Genomic DNA, 25,099 nt, shown 5'->3' with positions numbered 1-25,099 from the left:
ATTATAAAATATGCAACAAAACAAATATTTTAAAAAAGAAAATATCTGAAACATTTGAACTGATAAATACTTATTTAAATCTTCACAAATTTCAACAAGACGTAGAATTTTATCTGTAATCTTTTTTATTATTATAGGTTTGTTGTTATCGTTAATTATTATCTCTAGTTTAGGTATTAGAACTCAAAATTTCTTTTTAATATTTACTAATTTATTTAAATCAACAGGTAATACACAAAATTTTATTTATCAAATTGCAATATACACTTTAGCTGGTTTGGCATTTTCATTTGCTATGAATGTTGGTATTTTTAATATTGGTATATCAGGCCAAATGATGGCTGGTGCATCTACTGCATTTTTGATTATTAATGCAATACCAACTGATTTAACTTCTAAAGTTGGGCAAGGCGGACAAATAATAACTGTATTATTATGTATTATTGGAGCAACTGCTGTTGCTTTAACAACTGGATTGCTAAAAATATATTTAAAAGTAAATGAAGTTGTTAGTGCAATTTTATTAAATTGAATTGTTTTGTTTATTGTTGGTTATTTAATTTACAATTTTGATTTAGATGAAAAGGCTTTAAATAATGGTAGTTATTTTCAATCTAATCCACTGCCGCCAGGGTTTTCTTTTTTAATTCCATCAAATGGTTCTAGTAATTTTATTTTAGGCAGTGGATGATTATGATCTATTGTTTTTACAGTCATAACAATATTAGTAATTTGATTTTTGATGAAATTTACAGTTTTCGGACATAAATTAAAAACAACTGGTTTATCATCAACATCAGCAAAGTATTTCGGATATAATGAAAATGTACTACAATTAAGTTCATTTGCAATTTCAGGAGTTATTGCAGGAATTTTGGGTGCTGTTGTTTATACAGGACAATCAAATTATTTAAATTTTAATACCTCTGGAGGATTCGCTTTAAATGCAACCCCCCCTGAAGGTTTTAATGGAATTGCAATTGGTTTAATAGCTTTAAACAATCCGATTGCTATTTTTATAATTTCAATTTTATTTTCATTCATTAATGTTGGTGCTGCACCGGCAGGATTACCTTCTTCAACAATTTCATTAGTTACTGGAATTATGATGTACATAATTGCTATATATCAATTATCTTTATATTTAAAACCGTGAAGATGATATTATTTATCAAAATATGGAAAAATAAATAGTGAAAATTATTTAAATTTTGAAAATTATATGGGCTCTAACGTCGAAAGATATTATTTCAATATTGCAAAACAAAAAAATGAAATAGTGAATAAAAAACTTTTTGGAGATTCTTTAGAAAAAAAATCTAAATGAAATACATGAATTTTGAAAATATATTACAAGTGATTAGGAATATACTTTTTAAAAAATGAAAACAATGAGTTTATATATAAACTTAAAAAACAAGAAATTTATAAAGAATATTTTGAAAGAAAAAAAGAAATTAAAAAAGAATTTAATTATTCTTGTGCTTATAACTTTATTATTGAATACACACAAAAAATTGATAACAATAAGATTCCATCAATATCTTCTTGAAACAAAGATAAAAAAAGAATAAAAGAATGAACATTAAAAAATTTAAACCCCGATATATTAAAACAATTAGAAAAACACACGATTTCAATCGATTCTAAAATCAAACAAAATGCAATAATTCAATTGATTAATATTTGAAATAACCAAATTCTTAATAACAAAACTGCTAATTTTAAAAATTGAAAACTAGATTTGGAAAAAATGAATAAATATTTATTGTCCATCGATGATATTGAAGTCAGAAATATGTTGTTAAATAAAATTGAAGAATTAAAAGAAAATATAAATAAATTGTCTATATCAAAGAAAGGATCATAAAAATATGCAATTATTAAACGTTTGATTGATTTTAGGTCCTGCCTTAGTTTTAGCAATCATTAGTGGATATTTATCTGAACGAGTAGGAATTGTTAATATAGCCATAAATGGAATGATGACATTTGGTGCTTTGTTTTTTATGATGTTTTCAATAATATTTAAAAATGTTATTGGAAATGATGGTTCATCATATCAATGAACTTTTTTGGCAAGTTTTTTAATTTCTTCATTGCTTTCAACGCTTGTCGGTATTTTGTTTGCATTTGCTACTGTTAAATTAAAAGCTGACCATGTTATTGCAGGAACTGGTATTAATTTATTAGCTACAGGTATAGGATTAGTTATTAACGATCGTGCTATGCCATTGTTTAAAATTCCTACATTATCTAATCAATATAATCCAAAAACAAATTTAGGTATCAACCCCGGAAATGACTTAAGATTGGAATCATTAATTTGTTTTTTAATAGGTATTTTGGTTATAGCAATAATTTATATTGTTATGAATTATACAAAGTTAGGTTTAAGATATAGATCTTGTGGTGAAAATCCTAATGCTGCTGATGCACAAGGTCTTAATGTTTATAAATATCAATGATTAGGTTTAATGTTTGTTGGATTTATAGCTGGTTTGTCAGGCTCTTTTTTTGCATTTTCAATTTCAGGTCAAGGATTTACTGGAGATGTTGATGGCTTAGGATTTATGGCATTAGCCTTAATGATTGTTAGTTCATGAAAAATTCTTCCATCAATATTTTTAGGATTAATTTTTGCTTTATTGTTAACTTATACTAAACAAGCCAATTTACCAAATATTTCAGATGGATTCTTGTTAAAGATGATTCCATTTATATTAACTTTATTAGTTATGGTTTTATTTGGAAGATTTATAAAAGGGCCAAAAGCTGCAGGCACTCATTTTGACAAAGGTTTAAGATAATTACGTTAGGTAAAAAATATGGATAAAATTTTAGTTTTAAATGCCGGTTCAAGTTCAATTAAATTTCAATTATTTGATACATCAATGAAATTATTGTCTAAAGGTTTGTGTGAACGAATTTTTATTGATGGCGTTTTCGAAATGACTGTAGTAGATTCAAATGAAAAAATTAAAAAAGAAGTTGATTTACCAAATCATAAATCTGCATTGCAATGTATTTTAGATCATCTAATTAGTTTAAATATTATTAAAGATTTTAATGAAATTATTGGTGCTGGTCATCGAATTGTACAAGGTGCTAATTATTTTAAAGATTCTGTATTAATTGATGAAGAAAAATTAAATAAGATATATGAATTCGCAAAATTAGCTCCTTTACATAATAAACATGAAGCTGATGTTGTTAGTGATTTATCGAAATTAATACCTGGTTGCAAAAATGTTGCTGTTTTTGATACAACTTTTCATATGACTATTCCAGAAAAAAATTATAAATACGCTATTCCACAAGAATGAGAAAAAGAATTGCTAGTACGTCGCTATGGTGCGCATGGGACTTCTTTTCATTATATAACTGAAAAAATGCAAAAATTTTTAGATAAAAAAGATTTAAATTTAATTATTTGTCATTTAGGTAATGGGGCATCAATTTGTGCAGTTAAAAATGGCAAATCATATAATACATCAATGGGATTCACACCATTAGAAGGTTTAATAATGGGGACTAGATCTGGAGATATTGATCCTGCAGTTATTGATTATTTATGTCAACAATTAAATAGTTCACCAAATGAAATTACGAACAGTTTAAACAAAAAATCAGGTTTATTTGCATTAACTGGTAGTTCAGATATGCGTGATGTATTTAAAGATTCTGAAAAAAATAAAATTGCTATTGACATGTATGCTCAAAGAGTAGCTAATTATGTTGTTACTTATGCCAATCAATTAGAAGGAAAAATTGATGGAATAATTTTTACTGCTGGAGTTGGTGAAAACGCATTTAAAATAATTGAAAAAATATTAGAATCGTTACCATTGTTAAATCTAAATTTTGATAAAAACATTTTAAGTGATTTGTCATATGGTGATATAAAACAATTTAATAATCATGATTCAAAATATAATTTATATCAAATCAGAACAAACGAAGAGTTAATGATCGTTAAAAACGTTTTACGTTTTTTATAAACGTTTAAATAATGAAGTTTATTATTTGTTCTAAAAATTTTGATATTTATTTTAATAAATGAGTGTCTTTTGCTGAAAAAAACCCAGATTTAAATTTTATTTTTATTAATGATTCTGGTGATTCAGGTTTTTTGATAAAAGATAAATTACACTTAAAAAATGTTTTAGCTATTGATAATAAGAATAATATTGGTAAAGTTAAATCATTTTTGAATTTAATTATTGATAATAAAATAAATGATTGATTGTTTATGGTTGATGATAAAGATGAATTGTTATTAAATTCAAATGAATTAATAGAATTAAGTCAAAGTTCATTAGATAAAAATTTTGTTTATGTTGCTGACAATTTAGTTGATATTAATTCAAATAAAATTATAGGTGATAATTTTATTGATAATCATAAATCATTAAGTTATTTTTATTTTAAAAAAGGCAAAATTGGTGATAAATTTTTATTAATAAATTCAGAAATAATTTTAAATAATGAACTTTGATATAAAACTTTTTTAAACTTTGAAAATCAAGTTTTTGAAACTGCTTTATTATCTAAGTATTATGATTTACCTACAAACAAAATTAAACCTGTTATTTGTCATAAATATACAAAAGAAGGAATTTCAAATAATAATTTAAATGTTAAATTGGATAATGCACAATATTATGTTTGAGAATCTCACTTTATATTAAATAAAAAACCTTCTTTTAAAATTGTTATTGTTAAATTATTTATTTTATGGTGATTGCGCAAAAACAATAACAAAATATCTAATTTATCATTGTTGAATAAAATAATTTATTGTTGTTTAAAATTTAGTTTTGTTTTTTGAATAATAAGAAAAATTTACATCAAAAAATTAAATCAAGTTATCAATTCTAAATAATTTATAATTTTTCAAATTTTATCGTTATGTCAGAATATAAAATTGCACTTAAAAATACTTATATAAGTTTCATTGTTAATATTATTTCATTAGTAGTTTCTTTTTTAACTGCTTATATTACAAATCAATTTTTAGGCACTTCTAATTATGGATTTCTTAATATTGCAACTGCAATGATTCCTTATGTGACATTAATTTTAGGAACCATAAATACAATAACTGTTTATCGTTTATATGAACCGTTATCAAAAAAAAATTATGTTCTTGCAAATGAATTGATGCAAAGATCATTATATGAATATCGTACTAGAGGATCAATTGCATTTATTTCTTTGTTAATTTTAGCACTTGTTTATCCATTTGCAATAAATATTGGCAATACTACAGATGGCTGAATTAGCACTTGTATAATTTTGGCAGCTGGGTTTTCAAGTTTTTTTTCATTTTTATTTTCGCCTATTTATCAACAAGTTCTATCTGTTGAGCGCAAAGGTTATTTGTTACAAATTTTTGATTTAATAGGAAAAATTTTTTTTAATGCTATTTTTATAGGAATTGTAGTAGCAAATCATACTTATAATTTTATAGGCGAAAATAAATGATTATTAATTTTATCTGCATTTTCAGCTAATTTAGTTGGCTCTTTTGGAATTATTGTCGCATTTGTTTTGAGAAAAAAATTTGTTCCTTGATTTGTGCCAAAAATGTCTAAAAAGAATCTTGGTGACAACTCAATTAGACGTCAAATCATTGCAGATGCATTTATTTCGCAATTTATAACAAATACCTCTTTTTTCATTTTTGGTATTTATGGTTTTTTTTCAAGTCCTGAAATTGCTGCTACATTAGCTGGAATTTTTGCAAATTATTTTGTAATTAAAAATTCGATATCTTCTATTATGTCTATAATTGCTGGAACACCATCCATGTCATATGCAAGAATTTTTCATACCGAAAATAAAGAATATGTTAAATTTGCATATAAAACCTATGATTATTTTTGTTTTATTTTAGCTATGATTGCAATGTTGTATGTAATGTTTTGTTCTCCATATTTAATTTCATTTATTGTGAATGATACTACAACAAATGCTAATTCATTTTTACCACAAGTACAACCAATTGGTTGACCAACACCAAATGATTTGTTAAATAATTCTTTTAATTTATGAATAGGTTTATTAGTTAGTATTAGTTGTTTTATTGAATTATCGAGAAGTGCTCCCGAAAATAATAAAAGTATAACGGGAGAATACAAATGAAAATTTAAGTTTGCTTTAGTTGAAGCTATAATAAATGTTAGCTTATCAATTATAAATACAATAATTGCTTTTTATTTTCCAAAATTATTAAATGGGTTGTATTTAATTTTTGGACTAATTTTATCTAATGTTTTAGCAGTTGGATTTAGATATATTATTTTAAAAATATCAGTAATTAAATATTTTTATGAAGATAAAAGAGAAAGACGAAAAGAAATATTAAATTTTATTTTTTTAGAACTTATTTTGGTTTTAGTTATAGGAATTGTTTTTTCAGGCGTTACTTCTGCGATATTCATTAACAAACAAATTCATTTATCTTTAAATGGAGAAAGTATATTAATTTTGTTTTTAATTTTTCTTATTTCTTCAAGTGTTGTTCTAATAATTACAACTATTTTAATAATATTGAATTCTTCTTTTAAAAATGTAACTACTTTAAAATTAAAAGAATTTTATGCTTTTATAAAATTAAAATTAAGAAAAAAGTCTAAAATTCAAACTTAAAAATTTATATAATATTTTATCTAGTAAAAAATAGGAATAAAAATATGGCTGCTGATTGATCATGATTAAAAAATCGTTTAGTTTCTGCGAAAACAAAATCTAATAGTTTTTGATTGCCAACACTTTCGCAAACTGTTATTGATATAGGTGAATTATTAAAATGTGCTTCAAACATTTATGATCATTCAATTAATGGAATTATTAATTTTATTAACACTAATAATGTGATTGAAATAGATTTGAAACGTTTAAGTGATATTCCTGAAGCAGAAAGTTTTAGACGTTTTGGAACAACCGAAGACTTATTTAAAATTTTTCAAAATGAATTTTCACATTTATATAAATTGTTAAAAAAACAAATGCGAGAATTTGGAGATAGTAGTTTATTTATAGGATTACCTTTAATTGAAGGAATTAATGAATTTGGTGATTTTTACCGTGCTCCATTATTGTATATTCAAGTTGAAATGGAACCTGTAAATAGATTCCAAAAAATTAATTTAATAATTAATCATAGTGAATTTATATTGAATCCAACTATACTAGGAGTTGAAGTCAATAAAAGAAGCATATTGTTTCAAAATAAATATGATCAATCTACTTTGGATATTCAACAAGCTTTAAATGTTTTTAAAGATTTGAACATTATATTTAAAATGCCTTTAACAAATGAAGTTATTCCATTTGAAAAAAAAGGAAAACCAGAATTTTTAGAAGCAAATAAAAATCAATCTTATAATGCTCTAGTTAACAATGTTTTATTAGGTATATTTGATGTAAAAGGTGACAAATTATTTCAAGATTTTACAACAATAATGAGTAAAGATCCTAATGCAATAGATGAAGTTTTTGCTAACAAAAGAGATTTATTATTTGATCATAAAGCATTTAATAATAATTTTAAAGTTGGAGAAATTGCTTTAATTAGCAATATCGATATTTACCAACAACTATCTATTAAACACGCATTAATGGGTGATGTTGTTATTGAAGGTCCACCAGGTACTGGAAAATCAGAAACTATATTAAACATTTTAGCTAATATTGCATTAAATAATAAAACTGCACTTTTTGTAAGTGAAAAAACTACTGCTATGGATGTGGTTTACAATCGTTTAGGTAAATTGAAACATATAGCACTTTATGTTCCTAATTTAATTGAAGAAAAAAGAAAATTTTATCAACAATTTGTAGAATATGAAAATTATTTTGAAAAAGAATATCGTCCAGAATTGTTAAATTATTCTCGTTCTAATTTTGATAGTTCTTTAATAAATGAAGGTTATGAAAAAAATAATAAAATTCATAATATTTATAATTTAAAAATTAATTCAGGTAAACATGAATATGATTTATTTGATATGTTGCTTAATTTTTCTGTTTTAGATACTAAAAATATAACAGTAAAAGATGCAAAAGAATTTGATGATTGAATTTCTCAACATTCTGATTATCAATGATTAGCTAAGCATAATGAATATTTAACTTTAGAAGAAGAAATTATTAAAGATTGAAAAATAGAAAATTTTAACAAATTTTTAAATATTTATTCTCATGATGTCACAGATTGAAAATGAGAATATTTAATTAGTCAATATTTAAAATCTGGAATTATTGAACTTCCTAAAATTAAAAATCCTTTTTTTAAAGCAAAAAACAACATTAAAGTTTTGTATAAAAAATTAAAAAATCAAATTGAAAAATATTTAGTTTTAAAAAATTATAGTTCTAAGTCAAAAGCTAACACAATTCAATGAGTAATAACAAACAATGTTAATCGAGAAAGTTCTAGATTCTTTTATTCTTGATATATGCAAACTTGTAGTGCAAGTCAGTTAAAAGATTTGTTATTCTTGCAAAACGATATTGACAAACATTCAATAAAATTTGAAGAAGAAACCCAAAAATTTATTAATAATTGTAAAGATGAATTACATGCATTAATAATTAAGAAATTTTATAACATTTATCAAACTGACAAATCAACATTGTTAGAAATGTGTAGACATGGAAGAAATTCTAATTTAAAAGACATTTCATGATGATTTAAAATGTATTCAAATCTTTTGAAACAATTATATCCAATACACATTATGTCTTTTGAAACTGCTTCTATTTTGCTTGAAAATAATAAAAATCTTTATGATTATGTGATAATAGATGAAGCAAGCCAAGTTTTCTTAGAACGAGCTTTACCAGCATTATACCGTGCATCAAAATATGTTGTTGCTGGTGATACAAAACAATTACGACCTTCTAATTTCTTTCAATCTCGAGCTAATTATAATGATGATTCATTTGATGAATTGGATAGTGATAATATTATTGAAACAAATGAAGCAGTTAATGCTGTTAGTTTAATTCACTTTTTAAAAGAACGTGCTAGAATTAGCACAATGTTGCGTTATCATTATCGATCAGATTTTAGTAATTTAATTGCTTTTACAAACAATCATATATATGGAAATGAATTAATTTTTATGGATAAAGCAATAAAATCTAATCAAACTTTTATTGTTCATAATATTACTAATGGTCGTTGACAAAGCAATCGAAATTTTGAAGAAGCACAAGCTTTAGTAAATCGAATACGTGATTTAACTAGAACAGAAGATTATGATAAAAGTTTAGGTGTTATTACATTTAACAAAACTCAAACGGAATTGATAGAAAATTTAATGGATAAAATGAATGATCCATTTGTTAATGAATGACGAGATCGTTATAACGAAAATGATGAATATATTGGTCTTTTTGTTAAAAATGTAGAAAATGTCCAAGGTGATGAGAGAGATATTATATTATTCTCATTAGGTTATGATAAATCTGTTAGTAATTATGGTCCAATTAGTAAAGCAGAAGGTGAAAACCGTTTAAATGTTGCCATAACTAGAGCTAAGCATCGTATTGAATTATTTAAAACTAATATGGCTAGTGAATATAATGGTTGATCAAGCAAAATTCCGGGTACACGATTATTAGTAGAATATTTAGATTATTGTGAAAAACAAAATTTGATATCTAAAGAAGATCCTGAATCAGGTAATGTTGTTACTGCATCCATTCAACATTTAGATAGTAACTTTAATAAAGAATACATTTTACATTCTGTAAATAAGCAATTAAAACAAATATTTGGAAAATATTTTGAAATTAATCAAAATGTTGTTGAAGGGCAATATATATTTGATTTTGTGTTTTACCGTAATGGTGTTCCTATATTAGCAATTGATATAGATACTCCTAAATTTGATTCATTAAGTCAATTTTATGAAAGATTTTTATACAAAAATATTTTTATGAAAAAACGTGGTTGAAATCATTTTAGAATTTGAACTTCTGAATGAATTATTTCTATAAAAAACGTTTTGTTAAATTTACAAAAAAAATTATCAACTATTTGTGAATTCGAAAATAATAAAAATTAAACTATGAAAATATATGCGTTTTGATACGGTGATAAAGAAAAAAAAGAAGAACTAGAAAAAAAATTTAATGAATTAAATGCAATTGTTGGATTTAATCATAAATTTATTTTAGGTCCAACAACTGAAGAACATGAATATTTATTAAAAACATTTGAGTATTATAAAAAATCTTGTTTAGCAAAAAAATATTCATATATGGCTGATATTTATCGTTTTTGAAAATTATCTAAAAATTTTGGAATGTATATGGATGCTTTAATTGGTGTTAATAAAAGTAAAATCAAAAATTTTTTAGATGAATTAGAAAAAAACCACAAATCTTTTGTATTAAAAGAAGATAAATATTATGTTCATTCTTGTTTGTTTTATATTGCTGATTATGAAACACAAAAAGTTTGTTTGGAAACTATTAATAGATATAAAAAATATATCAATATAAAAAATATTGATTACTTTGAATTAGGACCTTTGCAATTTACACAATCATTTAAAGAATTGAATCTTTTTGTTCCGGGATTTAAATTTACTCAAAATGATTTTTTTGATTTTTTACCTTTAACTTTTATCGATAAAGAAAAAGAAGATAATATTTTTTATTATTCATTTCAAGCTAGTTGAAAAAAAAGAAATTCTAACATTGATTTAAAATGAAAAAAAGCTTTTTCTAATTATTATAAAAATAAACATAAATCATTTTTAGTTGGTTTGTACGGGTATTTATTTTGACATAATAGAGTTTTTTTAAAAGTTCTATTATTCTTGTATAGTTTGAAAGCTTTTTATAGATTTAAATCTCTAGAGATAAAATAATTAATTTATTTTATGTAATTTATATATAATTGTTAGCAATAATTTTGAACATTCAAAAATGTAAGAAATGTAAAAATTGGGGTTTAATAATAAAAATAATGAGTTATTTTAAATGAAATAATAAATTTGCTTGTAAAAAAAATCTAAAAAATTTTTAAAAATTTTTGGTTTTTTTGGGTTAGTTGCTATCTTTGTTAGTTTGTCTGTTTTTACAACCTCTTGTTCAGTAATTTATCGAAGTGTTGCTCAAATTGTTGTTTCAGATGATAGTTCTACTTTAGCAGATCAATCTTTTAGTGAATCTACTTATGATGGTTTAAAATCTTTTTATGAAAATGACGTAAAATTACCAAATATACCTGATGCAAATAGTCCAGATATTGTAGAAGGTAATGGTATTTGAAAACGTCCCGGAAAAAATGATATTGAAAGAATTAATACATATGAAAACATTATAAATGATGGTAGCAATATTGTAATTGCATCTGGATATAATCATCAAAATGCATTGCAATTGATTACAAATGTTAATGATAATAATTACCAAAATAAATTTGGAAATACAGGTTTTATTTTTGTTGATGGTGCTATGAATACAAACTATAAAATTAGTGACACTCAAACAATAACTTGCAATCCCAAAAATGTTGCAAGTATTTCAAATCGTGCAGATAATGGTTCTTTTTTAGCCGGTCTTGCAACTTCAGTTTATTTAAATCAAAATTGAAAATCTTTTGTTGATGATTTGTCTAAAGTTCCTGAAAAAATTTCAGTAAGTAGTTTTGTTGGATTAGCAATCCCTACAACAGTCTCATTATTAAATGGTTTTAGATTAGGAATAATGTATTGAAATAAAATAGCCAATTTAATTACAATTGATGGAAATAATTCAGGGATCCCGATTGAATTTATTTCACCTGGCAATTCATTTAATATTAATGAATTTACTTCTGGTAGTTTTTTAGCAAATGAACAAAAAGCTACAACTATTTCAAATTCATTAATTGCTAAAGGTGTAAGAGCAATATTTCCAATTGCAGGTCCGCAAACTAAATTAGTTGTTAATTCAATAACAGCATCAAGCAAAAATGTTGCTGTAATCGGTGTTGATAGCGCTCAAGAAAATATTTCAGATTTACAATCGTTTATGCCTCATCCAAATGGAGCAGTTCAAAAAGTTATTCCTTTCTCTTCAATTAAAGATTTAAAAACTAGCGTTCACGGTGTATTAAGTGCAATTAGATCTGGTGAAAATAAAGGTTTAACTGATGATGAACCTGGATACTCAGGTTTTGGATACAACAATATTGCTGATTTAAGTAATGGTGGAGTTGGTGTTTCTCCCGCTGGTTTATCTTACTTAATTGATCCATTATTTTTTGCAAATATACAACCCGATCTAGACAATAATGCTTCAACTATTACTCCAACAACAAATGATAATTTTCAAATTTATGATTTATCGACAACAACAAGTAAATGAAGTTTGTCTAAATTACTAGAAACAAATGAAAATGATAAAGACAAAAAAAATATTATTAGTAATTATCAAAAATTATTAAATAATCAAATAAAAATAAAATATAAAAACGAATCTAATGAAATTGATTGAACAATTACTGGAAATGAATTAAGTTCTAAATCCGATTCACATTGTCCAATTTTTGTTGCAGATAAAGAAAATATTATTAATTATGATATTAACAAAGCATTTGGTGGAACTAAAACAAAATTAATAGCCAATGGTTCATTATTATCAGGTAAAAATTGAAAATATAGCTTTCAAATAGATTAATAATAAAGTATTTTTATTAAACATATCATCTATCACTTTTATTGTTTTTTTAAGCATTAAAAATAAATTTTATTTGTTCATATGTATAATTAAAGTTGTTAGTTTATTTATTTAGCTAACTAAAAATTCTAATAGCGAGAAGGGATTGCTTTGGTATGGATAATAAAAATTCAAGAAGTAATTTGAGTAAGCCCATAAAAAATAATAAGAAAAGAACTGTTTTTAAAATTTCAGCCTTTAGTGGTTTAGCATTGTCGGGAGTAGTTGTAGCCACTATAGTTACTGCTTGTTCTGGTGTCCAATTTAAAAGTACAGCTCAAGTAGTAGTATCTGATTCATCATCGGTTTTAGCTGATCAATCATTTAGTGAATCGACATACGATGGATTGAGAGATTTTTATAAAGCGTTAGGTCAAAATGCTCCAGATGCAAATAGTCCTGACATTGTAGAAGGAAATGGTATTTGGAAAAAACCTGGAAGTAATGATGATTCAAGAATTAATACATATGAAAATGTTAAAAATGATGGAAGTAATATTGTAATAGCAACAGGTTTTAATCAACAAAATGCATTGCAAATATTAACTGATCAAAGTTCACAATATTACAACACACTTAAAGACACTGGATTTATTTTTGTAGATGGCGCTATGAGCACATCGTATGGAAATAATAAGACATCAAATCCAACAAATGTAGCAAGTATTGCATATCGTGCAGATAACGGTTCATTCTTAGTTGGTTTAGCAACAGCTGTTTATCTAAATCAAAATTGAAGTTCCTTTTATTCTGCAAGACCAGATACAATAGGTGCTAGTGGTTTTGTTGGTATTCCATTACCATCAACTGTATCTTTGTTAAATGGATATAGACAAGGATTAATTTATTGAAATAAAATTGCTCCTATGATTCAATTAGAAGATGGTAGTAATGGAATTCCAATTAAATGAATTTCACAAAGTGATGATCGTTCAATTAATAGTTATTCAAGTGGTAGTTTTGATTTAAATTCTCAAGCAGCTATTACATTAATGGATAAATTAATCACAAATGGTGCAAAAGCAATTTTCCCAATAGCTGGTCCACAAACTCGCATTGCTGTTAATTCAGTAACTCAAAAAGGTGAAAATGTTGCAATTATTGGTGTTGATACAGCACAAGAAAATATTACTAGTTTACAAAAATCAATGCCTAAACCAACTAATACAGTTAAAAATGTTATTCCTTTTTCTTCATTGAAAAATTTAAAAATAAGTGTTCATGGTGTGCTTGATGCTATTAAATCTGGTCAAAATAAAGGATTAACAGAAGATCAACCAGGATATTCTGGATTTGGATACAACAATGTTGCTGATTTAAATAATGATGGAGTAGGAATTTCAGATGCTGGATTACCATATTTAATTGATCCTTTATTCTTTACTGAAAATCCAACTGGTTCTACAACAGGTAAAATAGACGGAACACAAGTTACTGTAAATAACAAACAATATCAACAATATGATTTGTCATCATCAACTACAACAAAATGAAAATTATCTGATATTAAAAAAGGTCAAGATGTGTTGAATCGTCCAACTGATGGTGACAAAATGAATAATTATGAAAAATTATTAAAAGATAAGATTTTAATTAAATATTCTAATGATACTACTCACACTAATGGTTACAATTGAACAATAAAAGGTGATGAATTAAGTGATACAAATTCTTTAGATTTGACTAATTTACCTGCCATAACAGGGGATAATGGTAAATATACTGTACAAGCTGCATTTGGTGGTGAAAAAACTGTAAAAATATATACTGGTGATAATCCGCTTGATGGCACAAAGTGAAATTATGGAATATCAATTATTTAATAATTAACAAAAAACTATAAAAATAGCATATAAATAAAAATTGCACATTGAACTAAATTTCAATGTGCTTTTTTGTTTTTTAATGGCGCGCCCAATAAGATTTGAACTCATAACCTTCTGGTCCGAAGCCAGACGCTCTATCCATTGAGCTATGGGCGCACATATTTAATATTATAAATAATAAATCTTTTAATTATTCTTGAATAAAATTAAATTTGTTTTGCGAATGTTAATAATCCAAGTTTTTGATCATTTTTTCTAATTCAATATTGAGTTTCTTTAAAACCCAATTTAATTGCTAAATTAATTGAAGCAATATTTTTTGGATCTGCAACAATAATAACTCAATTTATATTTAAACTTTTTGCAATTGAGCATATAAAATTAATAATTGTAGACATAATATTTTTTAATCTAAATCTATAGTCTAATCAATAACCTATTTCAATTTCACTTCAATTTGTTGTTTTTCTAATTTGGAAATCTCCTATTAAAGTTTCTTCTCAAAAAATTTCAAAAGTTCATTCTAAGTTTGCAGATCAATTTTTTAATTTATCTTCAATATAAAATAATGACTCTTCGTCTGTAAATTTTAGTGTTTTAATTCAAGTTAAAAATGGTAAATAATTTTTATTAAATTTTCTACTTTCAGTAATTTGTGAAGCATATTCAAATCTAATTTTACGTAATGAAATAAATTCAGTTACTTGATAATATTCTTTAAACATTAAAAATTTGTTCAACCATTTTGTATTTAATTAAAGAATATTATAATAAAATTGATTCATTATGCCATTTATTAAAGAATATAATAAAGATTTTTATTTTAAAGATAATTCTTTACAACTATCCGAAAATTTTTTTAAAGAAAATTCATCTAAATTTAAAAAAATTACCGGAAGTAGATTTTATAATGTTTTAGGTTTAAACAAATATAGTTCTCCTGTTCAAACTTGAGCAACAATGGTTAATATTTATAAAGAGGAAATGGATCCTATGTTATCAAGAGCTGGTAATATAATTGAACCTAAAATTAGAGATTATGCTAGTAAACATTTAAAGATCAATTTTATTTCATATGAGCCATATAAAATTAATTGAGATGCATTTCCTGAAAATTCGATATTTGGTGGTATTCCAGATGGTGAACCAATAGATGAACAAGGTAATTTGCTTTATCCACAAAAACCCATGCTTGAGATTAAGACTAGTTCTATAGATCGCTTGTCATATAAAAAAATTAACAATCAAATGCAAATGCTTTTAAATTCTAATGGATTTCCAATTGTTAAAAAAGCTAATGCAAAACGTGATGAATGATTTAATGATGATGGCAAAATGGATATTAAAAATGAATATAAAATTCAATTGTCATTATATTTATATTTGCGTAATATTGAAAAAGGTATTTTTGCTGTTTGCTTTTTAAAACCTGAAGATTATGTTAATCCAGAACTTTGTGATATTAATCAACGAGAAATTAGATTTGTTGAAATGCAAGTTAAAAGAGAAAAAATATCTCCATTTATCGAAAAAGGAACTGCATGATACAAAAGTCATATACTAACTGGAATAAGCCCAAAATTAACAGCCTTAGATTTAGAATGATTAAAAGAAAATAATATTGAAATTAAAAACTAGTAATTTATGGATAATTTGCATTTAGAACACATTTTAATTGTTAGATATGGAGAATTAACATTAAAAAGGAAAAATCGTGCCAATTTTGTTAATTTTTTGCACGAAAATGTCAAAATTGTTTTGTCCAATTTTTCATATGAATCAAAAATTAAATTTGATCATATAGAAATAAGTAATTTTTCTTCCAAAAACTTAAAAGATATAGTTTTTTTATTAAAAAAAATTCCAGGAATTAGTGTCATTAATATTGGATATAAAATTTCTAGAGATTTAGATTTATTAAATGAATGTGTCTTACTTAGTTTAGACAAAAATAAAACTTTTAAATTAGAGTGCTTACGAAAAGATAAGTCATATAGTTTAAATTCAATTGAAATTATTAAAAAAGTTTCAACTTTTGTTTTAAAAAGTAATCCAGATTTAAAAGTTGATTTACATAATCCAATTAATAAAATACATATAGAAGTTAATAAATCTTATTTTTTAGTTTTTGTCAAAAAAATTAATGGAACTAAAGGCCTACCAGTTGGTTCTAGTGGAAAAGTTTTGGTTTTATTATCTGGTGGTATTGATAGTCCTGTTGCTGCCTATAATTTAATGTGTCGAGGAATGCATGTGGATTTTTTAACATTTATAACTCCGCCTCACACAAAAGAAGCTGCCTTAGAAAAAACTAAACAATTATCTAAAATCATTACTTTAAATGGTTTATTGTGTGATTCAAAATTATATGTGTCTAATTTTACGCCAATTATTAAGGAATTAAATCATATAAAACCTGAAAGTTACAAAATAACAATGTTACGTCGTTATTTTTTAAAACAAGCAAATATTTTAGTAAAAACACATAAATATGATGCTATTGCCACTGGTGAGTCTTTAGGCCAAGTAGCTTCACAAACTATTAACAGTTTAAAAAACATATCAAATGCTACACCAAATTTATTAATTTTACGTCCTTTAATTGGAATGGACAAGATGAGTATTATTGATATAGCCAAAAAAATTAACACTTATGAAACATCTATTTTACCGTATGATGATGCTTGTTCATTATTTGTGCCAAAAAATCCTACTACATCTCCGAAATTGGAAATTATAGATAAAATTGAACAACAATTTAATTACATTGATATACTTATTAATAAACTAACTGAAAAGAATTTAATGATTTTTAGTGTAAAGGAGTTCTTATAATGCAAGATCAAGAACTTAAAATTGAAAGTCATATTTTAAATTTGGTAAAAGAATTTCAAAATTTTACTTTATATGTTCATGAACGACCTGATTTTGATGCTCTAGGTTCAGCATATGCTTTCAAAGAATTTTTAAAAGAATATTTTCCTGATAAAAAAGCTTATGTAATGGGAACATATAAATTAGATAGTTCATTTGGTGCAAATGTTTTTCCATTTGAAAAAGAAGAAGTTGATAATGAATTTTTAAAATCATCTTTAGCTATTGTTTTTGATACTGCTAATTCAGATCGTGTTTTAACAGGGAAACATGTTGAAGCAAAAAAAATTATTCGTTTTGATCATCATCCAAAAATTGAAGATATTGGTGATATTGATTGAGTTGATCCAACTTTTTCATCAACAGCAGAAATGGTTGGAACTTTTTTAAAATTATTAAATTACAAATTAACACCTATTATGGCTAAATATATATATTCTGGAATTCTTACAGATACTGGAAGATTTTTGTATTTGTCATCAAGTCCAAATACGTTTAGAATAACAGCTGATTTATTACAAACCGGATTTAATCGTTCAGAAATTCATGATATTGTATACAACAAATCAATTTCAGAACATAAATATTATTTTTATACATTAAACCATGCAAAAGTAACCCCCAATGGATTAGCATATGTTTTGCTACCTAAAAATTCCCACAAACGTTTTGGCATAAGTTATCCAATGACAATGGTTCATGCATTAAATAATATAAAGAATGTTTATATTTGAATAGCACTTTATTATGATAATGAATCCGGAAAATGAAAAGGTTCAATAAGAAGTAGAGATATTCCTATTAATCATTTTGCTTCAATGTTTAATGGTGGTGGACATAAATTTGCTTCAGGGTTTAGTTTAGATAACAAAAAGGATTTTAAAAAAATTATCAATTTGTTAGATAGTTATCTAAAATCATTAAAAAATTCAAAATAATTATGTTGAAATTTCATCAAATAAATTCATTTACAAATCCCATTTTTAAGGATTTAATTATTTTTGTTAAACAAGGAGTTAATAAAAATTTTAATGATTTGTTTTGTGTTGCTGGATTCAAAAATAATTTAGTTGCACTACAACAAAATTATGAACCTAATACAATTTTTGTTTCTACTGAAATAGATATAAAAACATTGAATAAAATAAAATCATTAACTAAAAAATGAAAAATTCGTTGAATTCAATTAAATAAACAATTGATTAATCGTTTGAATGAAATAGGAAATGGTAATGATTTTTTTGTTTATTATCCAAAATCTCATTTTTCAAAACAATCATTTTCTTTAAATAATAATTCAAATTATGTATTATGTGATCACATTCAAAATCCTGAAAATTTAGGATCTATTATTCGCAATGGCGCAGCATTTAATATTGATGGATTATTTATTTGAGAATCCGTCAATGTTTATAATCCTAAAGTTATTCGTTCTAGTGCAGGCAATATTTTTAATATATCTTTGTCAATTATTGAAAATATTGAAATTTTTTTAAATGCATTAAAATCTAAAAACATTAAATTGATTGGATTGCAAAATATTTTAGATGCAAAACCAGTTAATGATTTATCAAATGAAGAAATATTAGGAAATGTTTTTGTTTTAGGAAACGAAGGACACGGAATTGATAAGTTGTTACTAAAAAATTTAAATGCAAGTTATAAAATTAATATTAATAGTAATGTAGAATCATTAAATGTTGCAGCAACTAGTGCAATTATCTTTTATGAAATAAATAGAAAATGTTAAAAAAAATTATTGTATCTGAAAAAGATGGAATACAAAGAATTGAAAATTATTTACTTAAATGTTTTCCTAATTTATCGCGTTCACAAATTTTTAAATTTATTAGATTAAAAGAAATAAAAGTTAATCAGGTAAAGATCAAAGAAGGTTTTAAAATTAAACCTAATGATGTTATTGAAATTTGATTACCTAAAAATTTAAATTCTGACAACAAAAATAACAAATTTAAATTTAAAGAATTTGACGCTAAAAATTTATTTCAAATTATTTATGAAGATAATAACATTTTAATTATTGATAAACCTGTAGGAATAGCTTGTCAACCTGCTAACAATAATAAAAAACCTTCTATTCAAGAGTTGTTATTAAATTATTTATATAAATCAAATCAATGAAATGATAAACAAATATTTACCCCTAGTATTTGTAATAGATTGGATACAAATACAACAGGAATAGTATTAGCAGCAAAAAATGGTTTGGCTTTGCAAGAATTAAATGAAATTTTTAAAAAAAGAAAAATTAAAAAATTTTATAAATGCTTAGTATTTGGTATGCTTCCATTTAAAGAAAAAACTGAAACAGCATATTTGTTAAAAAAAACTCAAAATAATATTGTTCAAGTTTTTTCAAAAAAAATTAATGATGATTATTTAACGATTATTACAAAATATACAGTTTTAGAAGAATTTAAAAAACAAAATTTTTCTCTTTTAGATGTTCAATTAATTACAGGAAGAACTCATCAAATTAGATCACATTTCAAGTATCTTGGACATCCTGTTGTTGGTGATCATAAATATGGATTAAAAGAATATCATGAACAAAACAAAAAATATAAATTTCAAGCACTGCATGCATATAAAATTCAATTTGATTATTTAGATAAAATTGCATTTCCTTGTTTAAACTATTTAAGTCAATTAATTTTTTATTCTAAAAACAGTCCTTGATTTTTAAATAACAATAAAGAACAAATATAATAAATATTTTTATATTTATTTGTTTTTAAAAACATGTTATAATATCTACGGTTATAATTTAAGTTTAATATAAGGGGAGTGGCAACACTTCCCTTTAACATTTATTTGTAGGTTATAAAAGGTTAATAAAATGAATTCTGCTGTTTTTCAATCTCAATTTTTAGAAGCAATAACTGAATTAGCAAATACTAAAAAATTATCTTCAGATGAAGTAATTGATATATTGAGTGATTCAATTAAAAAAGCTTTTATGCGTGAAGATCCTGAAATTGTTATTGATGTTCAAGTTGATTTAAAATTAGGTACTCTTAAAATTAATAAAGTTTTAAAAGTAATTGAAACAGAAACTGAAGATTTTGATGATATTAACGAAATAGTTTTAGATGAAGCAAAAAAAACTATGCCGAATGTTAAAGTAGGTGATTTGTTTTTTAAAGAAGTATCTCTATTAAACAAAAATGATATTTCTAAACAAATGGTTCAATATGTTTTGCAACTTTTCAAACAAAGAATTGCTGAATTAACTAATAAATCAATTGTAAGTGAATGAATTGATAAAGTTGGAACTTTAATATATGCTGAAGTTGAAAAAAAAGATGAAAGAAACAATGCATATATCATTAATTTAGAAACAACTAGTGGTTATTTGCAAAGATCTGAAACTATTCGTGGTGAAAATTTACAATTAGGTAAAAAGTATTGATTTGTAATTAAAGCTGTAAAAGAACAATCAAGAGGTTGACCTATCCTTTTATCTCGTGCTGATGAGAGATTATTAGAATATTTGATGACTTCTAATATTCCAGAACTTGAAGATAAAACAATTGAAATTAAAAAAATAGCTCGTGCTGCAGGTCAAAAATCAAAAGTAGCTGTTATTTCAAATAAACAAGGATTTGATCCTATTGGTGCTATTGTTGGTTTCAATGGTGATAAGATTAAATCTATTTCTTCTCAAATAGGAAATGAATTAATAGATATTTTAATTTGAAGTGAAAATTATGAACAATTAGTAGTTAATGCTATAGCACCAGTTAAAGTAGTTGGCATTAATATTGTAGAAGACAGTGAGCGCGAAAAAAGTATGGAAGTTTTTGTTGATGATGAATCATTACCAAATGTTATTGGACGCGCTGGAATCAATGTTAAGTTATTAGCTAAACTTTCAGGTTGAAATATAGATGTTAAATCTATTAGTCAAGCAAAAGAAGAAAATATTGAAATTAAACCTACGACATATGTTCCTGAAAGTAATTCAGTAACATTAAATTTATTCTCCAATAATAGATTTAATAATTCAAAAGATAACCGCAACAATAGTAGAAGACAAAATTATAATAGCCAAAGAAATACATTTAAAAACTCTATTTCTAATCAATCACTAGAAGATTTAGTTTCATTTTCAACTAAACAAAATACTAGTAATGACATTGTAGTAGATTTAGAATCACCTGTAGAAGAAAAAACTAAAAAATCTAAAAATAAATCCAAGATTAATTTATCTCAAATTACTGAATTATCACCCACAAATATTGAAAATCTTTCATCTATAAATGAAAATCAAAAAAATGAAAAAAATGATATTGCTGGTGTTAAACCAAAAACAAATGATGAAATTCAAAATTTAATTGAAACAGTTGATTTTTCTAAAGAACCAAAACGACAAATTAAAGAAATTAAATTACCTACTGAAATTAAAGAAAAAGAAAATAGTAATTCAAATAAAAAGAAAAATAAACGAACAATTATTGATGATTTTTCAATGCTTGATTCAGATTCTGAAAACACAAGCACAAAAGATGTAATCTTGATTGATGAAGATGATGAAGAATAGTGTTTTAAGTTATAGAATGTGTGTTGTAACTAAAAAACATTTTCTAAAAAAAGAATTAATTAGAATTGTTTTAAAACCTAACAAAGAACAAGTTTTAGTAGATTGAAATCAAAGCGAATTAGGTCGAGGATTGTATTTGCAAAAAAATAAAGAAATTATTGAAAAATTTTTTAATAAAAAAATAATTACTAAAATTTTTAAAATAAATTTGAGCAATGCAAATTATGAATTTTTAAAAAATGAATTAAGTAATATCAAAATATAAATTTTACACATTTTAAAAGGAATTGGCTATATGAAAAAAAATAATTATTCAAAAAAATATAAAAATAACAAATTTGATTCTCGTGGCCGAATTTCTATTAATGATCAATTAAAGAGTGTAAACGTAGGAATTCAAAATGGTGTTTTTGTTTATACTGCACCTTTAACTTTAGAAGAATTTGCGAAACAAATTAATCAAAGTGTTTCGACAATTATTAAGTATTTTTTTGTTAAAGGTAAAATTGTCAATTTTAGTACTTTATTATCAATTGAACAAATTGGTGAATTATGTTTAGAATTTAATTTGGATTTTAAAATTGAAACTGAAGTCACAAAAGAAAATGTTTTAGATAAAATTAAATTTGATGATGATCCATCAAAATTAAAACCTAGACCCCCAATTGTAACAATTATGGGACATGTAGATCATGGAAAAACTAGTTTGTTAGATGTAATTAGAAAAACTAATGTTGTTGCTTCTGAGCATGGTGGTATTACTCAACATATTGGTGCATATCAAGCAAGTTTAAATAATAGATTAATTACTTTTATTGACACACCAGGTCATGAAGCATTTACAGATATGCGAGCTCGCGGTGCTAATTTAACAGATATTGTAGTTTTGGTAGTAGCTGCAGATGATGGTATCAAACCGCAAACTGAAGAAGCTATAGATCATGCTAAAAATGCTAAAGTTCCAATAATAGTTTTTATTAATAAAATGGATAAACCTGAAGCAAATCCAGATCGTGTTATGCAGCAATTAACAAAATATGATTTAATTCCAGAATCATGAGGCGGCAACACTATTGTTGTTCAAGGCTCAGCTTATACAAAAGATGGAATTTTAGAGTTATTACAAAGCATTATTTTATTAGCTGATATAAACGAATATAAAGCTAATTTTGATTCTCAAGCATATGGAATAGTAATTGAAGCTAATTTGTCTCAAGGTTTAGGTCCATTGGCATCTGTCATTGTAAAAAGAGGTAGCCTAAAAGTGGGTGATTATATAACTTTAGGAGCAGCTTATGGAAAAGTTAGAACAATGCAAGATGAATATGGAAAAGATGTTGAAATTGCTACACCATCAAAACCAGTCAAAATTTCAGGTTTTGATATTGTTCCTGAAGTTGGTGAAAAATTTGTTGTTCTTTCATCTGAGCAAGAAGTTAAATCTGTTGCTGAATCATATAAACAAAAAATTCAAAGACAAAAATATCAAGATTTGTTAAAAACTGAACAAATTTCTAGTAGTGATTTAAAAAATCTTGATGTTATTTTAAAAACTGATGCCCAAGGTTCTTTAGAAGCAATAAAACAAGCAATTAATGGTATTGATGTTGATGGAGCTGTTGTTAATATTATTCGTGCTGCTACAGGATCAGTTAGTGAAAATGATGTTAAATTAGCTCAAGCATCTAATGCTGTTATTTTAGGATTTAATATTTCATGTACAAAAATTATTAAAGAAATGTTAGATAATGCAAAAATTTCATTTAGAAATTACAACATTATTTATAATATGTTATCAGATATTAAATCTTTATTAAAAGGTCAATTAGATCCAATTTATGAAGATAATGAAATAGGTGAAGCGGAAGTAAGAGAAATTTGAAAACATAGCAAAGTAGGAACAATTGCTGGTTGCTATGTTATAAATGGTAAAATTAAAAGAAATGCAAATTGTAGAGTAGTTCGCGATGGATCAATTATTTATCGTTCGAAAATTAATTCTTTAAAAAGTTTTAATGATAATGTAAATGAAGTTTTAATGGATCATGAATGTGGATTGACTATTGAAAATTTTAATGATGTTAAAAAAAATGATTTAATTCAAGTTTATGAAGTAATTAAAAAAGAACAAGATTAAATTAATATGTCAAATTACAAACGAGAACGATTAGAAAATCAAATTGGTACAATAATAAGTAATACAATTCTTACAACCATTGAAAACCCAATTGTTAAACAAGGAGTTGTAACATATGTTAAACTTAGTGCTGATTTGGGTGTTGCAAAAATTTTTTTAGATTGTTTGGATCGTAAAAAAATAAATAATGTTAAAAATGCTTTTAGTTTAGCTTCTGGTATTTTTAAAACTGCTTTAAGCAAACAATTAAAAATTAGAAAGGTTCCCCATCTTATATTTGAAATTGATAAGTCTATTGACGAAGCAATAAAAATTGATCAAATATTATCTGAAATCAAAGCAAAAGGTTAATTTATTTTTATGGAAAACATTAATGATAATCAAATTGAACAAAAATTAGGCATTAAAGTTGTTGATGCTAATCTTGATCCAAATTTAGTTGAAAATGATTTATTTGATAAAGAAACTTCAATTGATTTAGGTTCAAAACCTAATAAAAAAACTAAAATCAAGAATAAAAAAAATAAAAAACAACAAAATAAAATTAATAAATTTGGTAGATATGTTACTTTAAACTTGAATCAAAAAGATAAACTTAAAAAAGAATGATATATCGTTCTTGGTATAAGTATATTGATGATAGTGTTTTTTTCAACTTTATTAGGTTTTACTCAATATTTTGTAGGTTTATCTGGATCATCTGTTCCTGCAATTACAAATGTAAATAACTTAAATAATGTTATGCGTATTATGTCTATTATTTCTATTGTTTTGTTAGCATTACCATATTTATATTTAGGAGCTGCATTTTTTTCAGGAATTAATCAAATTCATAAATCTAAATCAGTTCACATAATGATTTGATTTACATTTATTATTAATGGATTATTATTACTTATTTGTTCAATTATATTAATTGTTGCCTATGCTGGTTTAGATCCATCTGTTTTGCAACAAGCTTTTAATCATTAA

General features: G+C 24.5%; 20 protein-coding genes and 1 tRNA gene. 19 read left to right on the top strand and 2 right to left on the bottom strand.

The genetic code is table 4. From position 1 onward, the window contains the following. The first annotated feature begins 10 nt into the window (after positions 1-10). The 9 genes from T397_RS04040 (at position 11) to T397_RS04035 (ending at position 14,549) form a co-directional block, all read left to right on the top strand. The gene (locus T397_RS04040) at positions 11-1,870 is read left to right on the top strand and encodes an ABC transporter permease (RefSeq protein WP_052663106.1); all 1,860 of its coding nucleotides are present in this window, start codon (positions 11-13) and stop codon (positions 1,868-1,870) included. 4 nt (positions 1,871-1,874) lie between these two features. Further along, entirely contained in the window at positions 1,875-2,810 is a 936-nt protein-coding gene (locus tag T397_RS0102870) for an ABC transporter permease (protein ID WP_027124135.1), read from the top strand. 18 nt (positions 2,811-2,828) lie between these two features. Then, on the top strand, positions 2,829-4,001 hold the full coding sequence (locus T397_RS0102865; RefSeq protein ID WP_027124134.1) for an acetate kinase: 1,173 nt from the start codon (positions 2,829-2,831) through the stop codon (positions 3,999-4,001). An 11-nt stretch (positions 4,002-4,012) separates the two neighbouring features. Continuing rightward, positions 4,013-4,885, top strand: a complete 873-nt coding sequence (locus tag T397_RS0102860) for a hypothetical protein (protein WP_027124133.1) — start codon at positions 4,013-4,015, stop codon at positions 4,883-4,885. Positions 4,886-4,911: 26 nt separating this feature from the next. Beyond that, positions 4,912-6,654, top strand: coding sequence for a hypothetical protein (locus T397_RS0102855; protein ID WP_027124132.1), 1,743 nt, complete (start codon positions 4,912-4,914; stop codon positions 6,652-6,654). A gap of 44 nt (positions 6,655-6,698) precedes the next feature. After that, positions 6,699-10,082, top strand: coding sequence for an AAA domain-containing protein (locus T397_RS0102850; RefSeq protein ID WP_027124131.1), 3,384 nt, complete (start codon positions 6,699-6,701; stop codon positions 10,080-10,082). Positions 10,083-10,085: 3 nt separating this feature from the next. Then, positions 10,086-10,892: a hypothetical protein gene (locus tag T397_RS0102845; protein WP_027124130.1), complete on the top strand. Its 807-nt coding sequence runs from the start codon at positions 10,086-10,088 to the stop codon at positions 10,890-10,892. Positions 10,893-11,091: 199 nt separating this feature from the next. Next, the gene (locus T397_RS0102840; RefSeq protein ID WP_027124129.1) at positions 11,092-12,687 is read left to right on the top strand and encodes a BMP family lipoprotein; all 1,596 of its coding nucleotides are present in this window, start codon (positions 11,092-11,094) and stop codon (positions 12,685-12,687) included. Positions 12,688-12,842: 155 nt separating this feature from the next. Beyond that, positions 12,843-14,549 carry a BMP family ABC transporter substrate-binding protein gene (locus T397_RS04035; RefSeq protein WP_052663105.1) on the top strand — a complete coding sequence of 569 codons (1,707 nt, stop codon included), beginning with the start codon at positions 12,843-12,845 and terminating at the stop codon, positions 14,547-14,549. A gap of 83 nt (positions 14,550-14,632) precedes the next feature. Here the strand turns inward: T397_RS04035 and T397_RS0102825 are convergent. Further along, positions 14,633-14,708, bottom strand: a tRNA-Arg gene (locus tag T397_RS0102825). Between the two features lie 50 nt (positions 14,709-14,758). Continuing rightward, a complete protein-coding gene (locus T397_RS0102820; RefSeq protein ID WP_027124128.1) occupies positions 14,759-15,277 on the bottom strand; it encodes a GNAT family N-acetyltransferase in 519 nt (172 codons plus the stop codon). 61 nt (positions 15,278-15,338) lie between these two features. Between T397_RS0102820 and T397_RS0102815 the strand changes: the two genes are divergently transcribed. The 10 genes from T397_RS0102815 to T397_RS0102770 all read left to right on the top strand — a co-directional run bounded on the left by T397_RS0102815 (position 15,339) and on the right by T397_RS0102770 (position 25,099). Further along, positions 15,339-16,190 (top strand): MPN551 family DNA-binding protein, encoded by an 852-nt coding sequence (locus T397_RS0102815; RefSeq protein ID WP_027124127.1) that lies wholly within the window; start codon positions 15,339-15,341, stop codon positions 16,188-16,190. Between the two features lie 6 nt (positions 16,191-16,196). Continuing rightward, entirely contained in the window at positions 16,197-17,387 is a 1,191-nt protein-coding gene (thiI, locus tag T397_RS0102810; RefSeq protein ID WP_052663104.1) for a tRNA uracil 4-sulfurtransferase ThiI, read from the top strand. Continuing rightward, positions 17,387-18,364: a DHH family phosphoesterase gene (locus T397_RS0102805; RefSeq protein WP_036448908.1), complete on the top strand. Its 978-nt coding sequence runs from the start codon at positions 17,387-17,389 to the stop codon at positions 18,362-18,364. The genes thiI and T397_RS0102805 overlap by 1 nt, the downstream gene beginning before the upstream one ends. A 2-nt stretch (positions 18,365-18,366) precedes the next feature. Beyond that, the gene (locus tag T397_RS0102800; RefSeq protein ID WP_081794315.1) at positions 18,367-19,176 is read left to right on the top strand and encodes a TrmH family RNA methyltransferase; all 810 of its coding nucleotides are present in this window, start codon (positions 18,367-18,369) and stop codon (positions 19,174-19,176) included. Beyond that, the gene (locus tag T397_RS0102795; RefSeq protein WP_027124123.1) at positions 19,170-20,156 is read left to right on the top strand and encodes an RluA family pseudouridine synthase; all 987 of its coding nucleotides are present in this window, start codon (positions 19,170-19,172) and stop codon (positions 20,154-20,156) included. Before T397_RS0102800 ends, T397_RS0102795 begins: the two co-directional genes overlap by 7 nt. A 130-nt stretch (positions 20,157-20,286) precedes the next feature. Then, on the top strand, positions 20,287-21,990 hold the full coding sequence (nusA, locus tag T397_RS04030) for a transcription termination factor NusA (protein WP_052663103.1): 1,704 nt from the start codon (positions 20,287-20,289) through the stop codon (positions 21,988-21,990). Beyond that, positions 21,980-22,255 (top strand): YlxR family protein, encoded by a 276-nt coding sequence (locus T397_RS0102785; RefSeq protein WP_052663102.1) that lies wholly within the window; start codon positions 21,980-21,982, stop codon positions 22,253-22,255. Before nusA ends, T397_RS0102785 begins: the two co-directional genes overlap by 11 nt. Positions 22,256-22,285: 30 nt before the next feature. After that, positions 22,286-24,127, top strand: coding sequence for a translation initiation factor IF-2 (gene infB, locus T397_RS0102780; protein WP_027124121.1), 1,842 nt, complete (start codon positions 22,286-22,288; stop codon positions 24,125-24,127). A gap of 6 nt (positions 24,128-24,133) precedes the next feature. After that, on the top strand, positions 24,134-24,478 hold the full coding sequence (rbfA, locus tag T397_RS0102775) for a 30S ribosome-binding factor RbfA (RefSeq protein WP_027124120.1): 345 nt from the start codon (positions 24,134-24,136) through the stop codon (positions 24,476-24,478). A 9-nt stretch (positions 24,479-24,487) separates the two neighbouring features. Next, positions 24,488-25,099: an MPN157 family protein gene (locus tag T397_RS0102770; protein ID WP_052663101.1), complete on the top strand. Its 612-nt coding sequence runs from the start codon at positions 24,488-24,490 to the stop codon at positions 25,097-25,099.

The sequence above is a fragment of the Mycoplasmoides pirum ATCC 25960 genome, assembly GCF_000685905.1.
Taxonomy (GTDB): domain Bacteria; phylum Bacillota_I; class Bacilli_A; order Mycoplasmatales; family Mycoplasmoidaceae; genus Mycoplasmoides; species Mycoplasmoides pirum.
The sequence above is the reverse complement of the archived record's forward strand: the minus strand, read 5'-3'. Positions and strand labels throughout refer to the sequence as shown.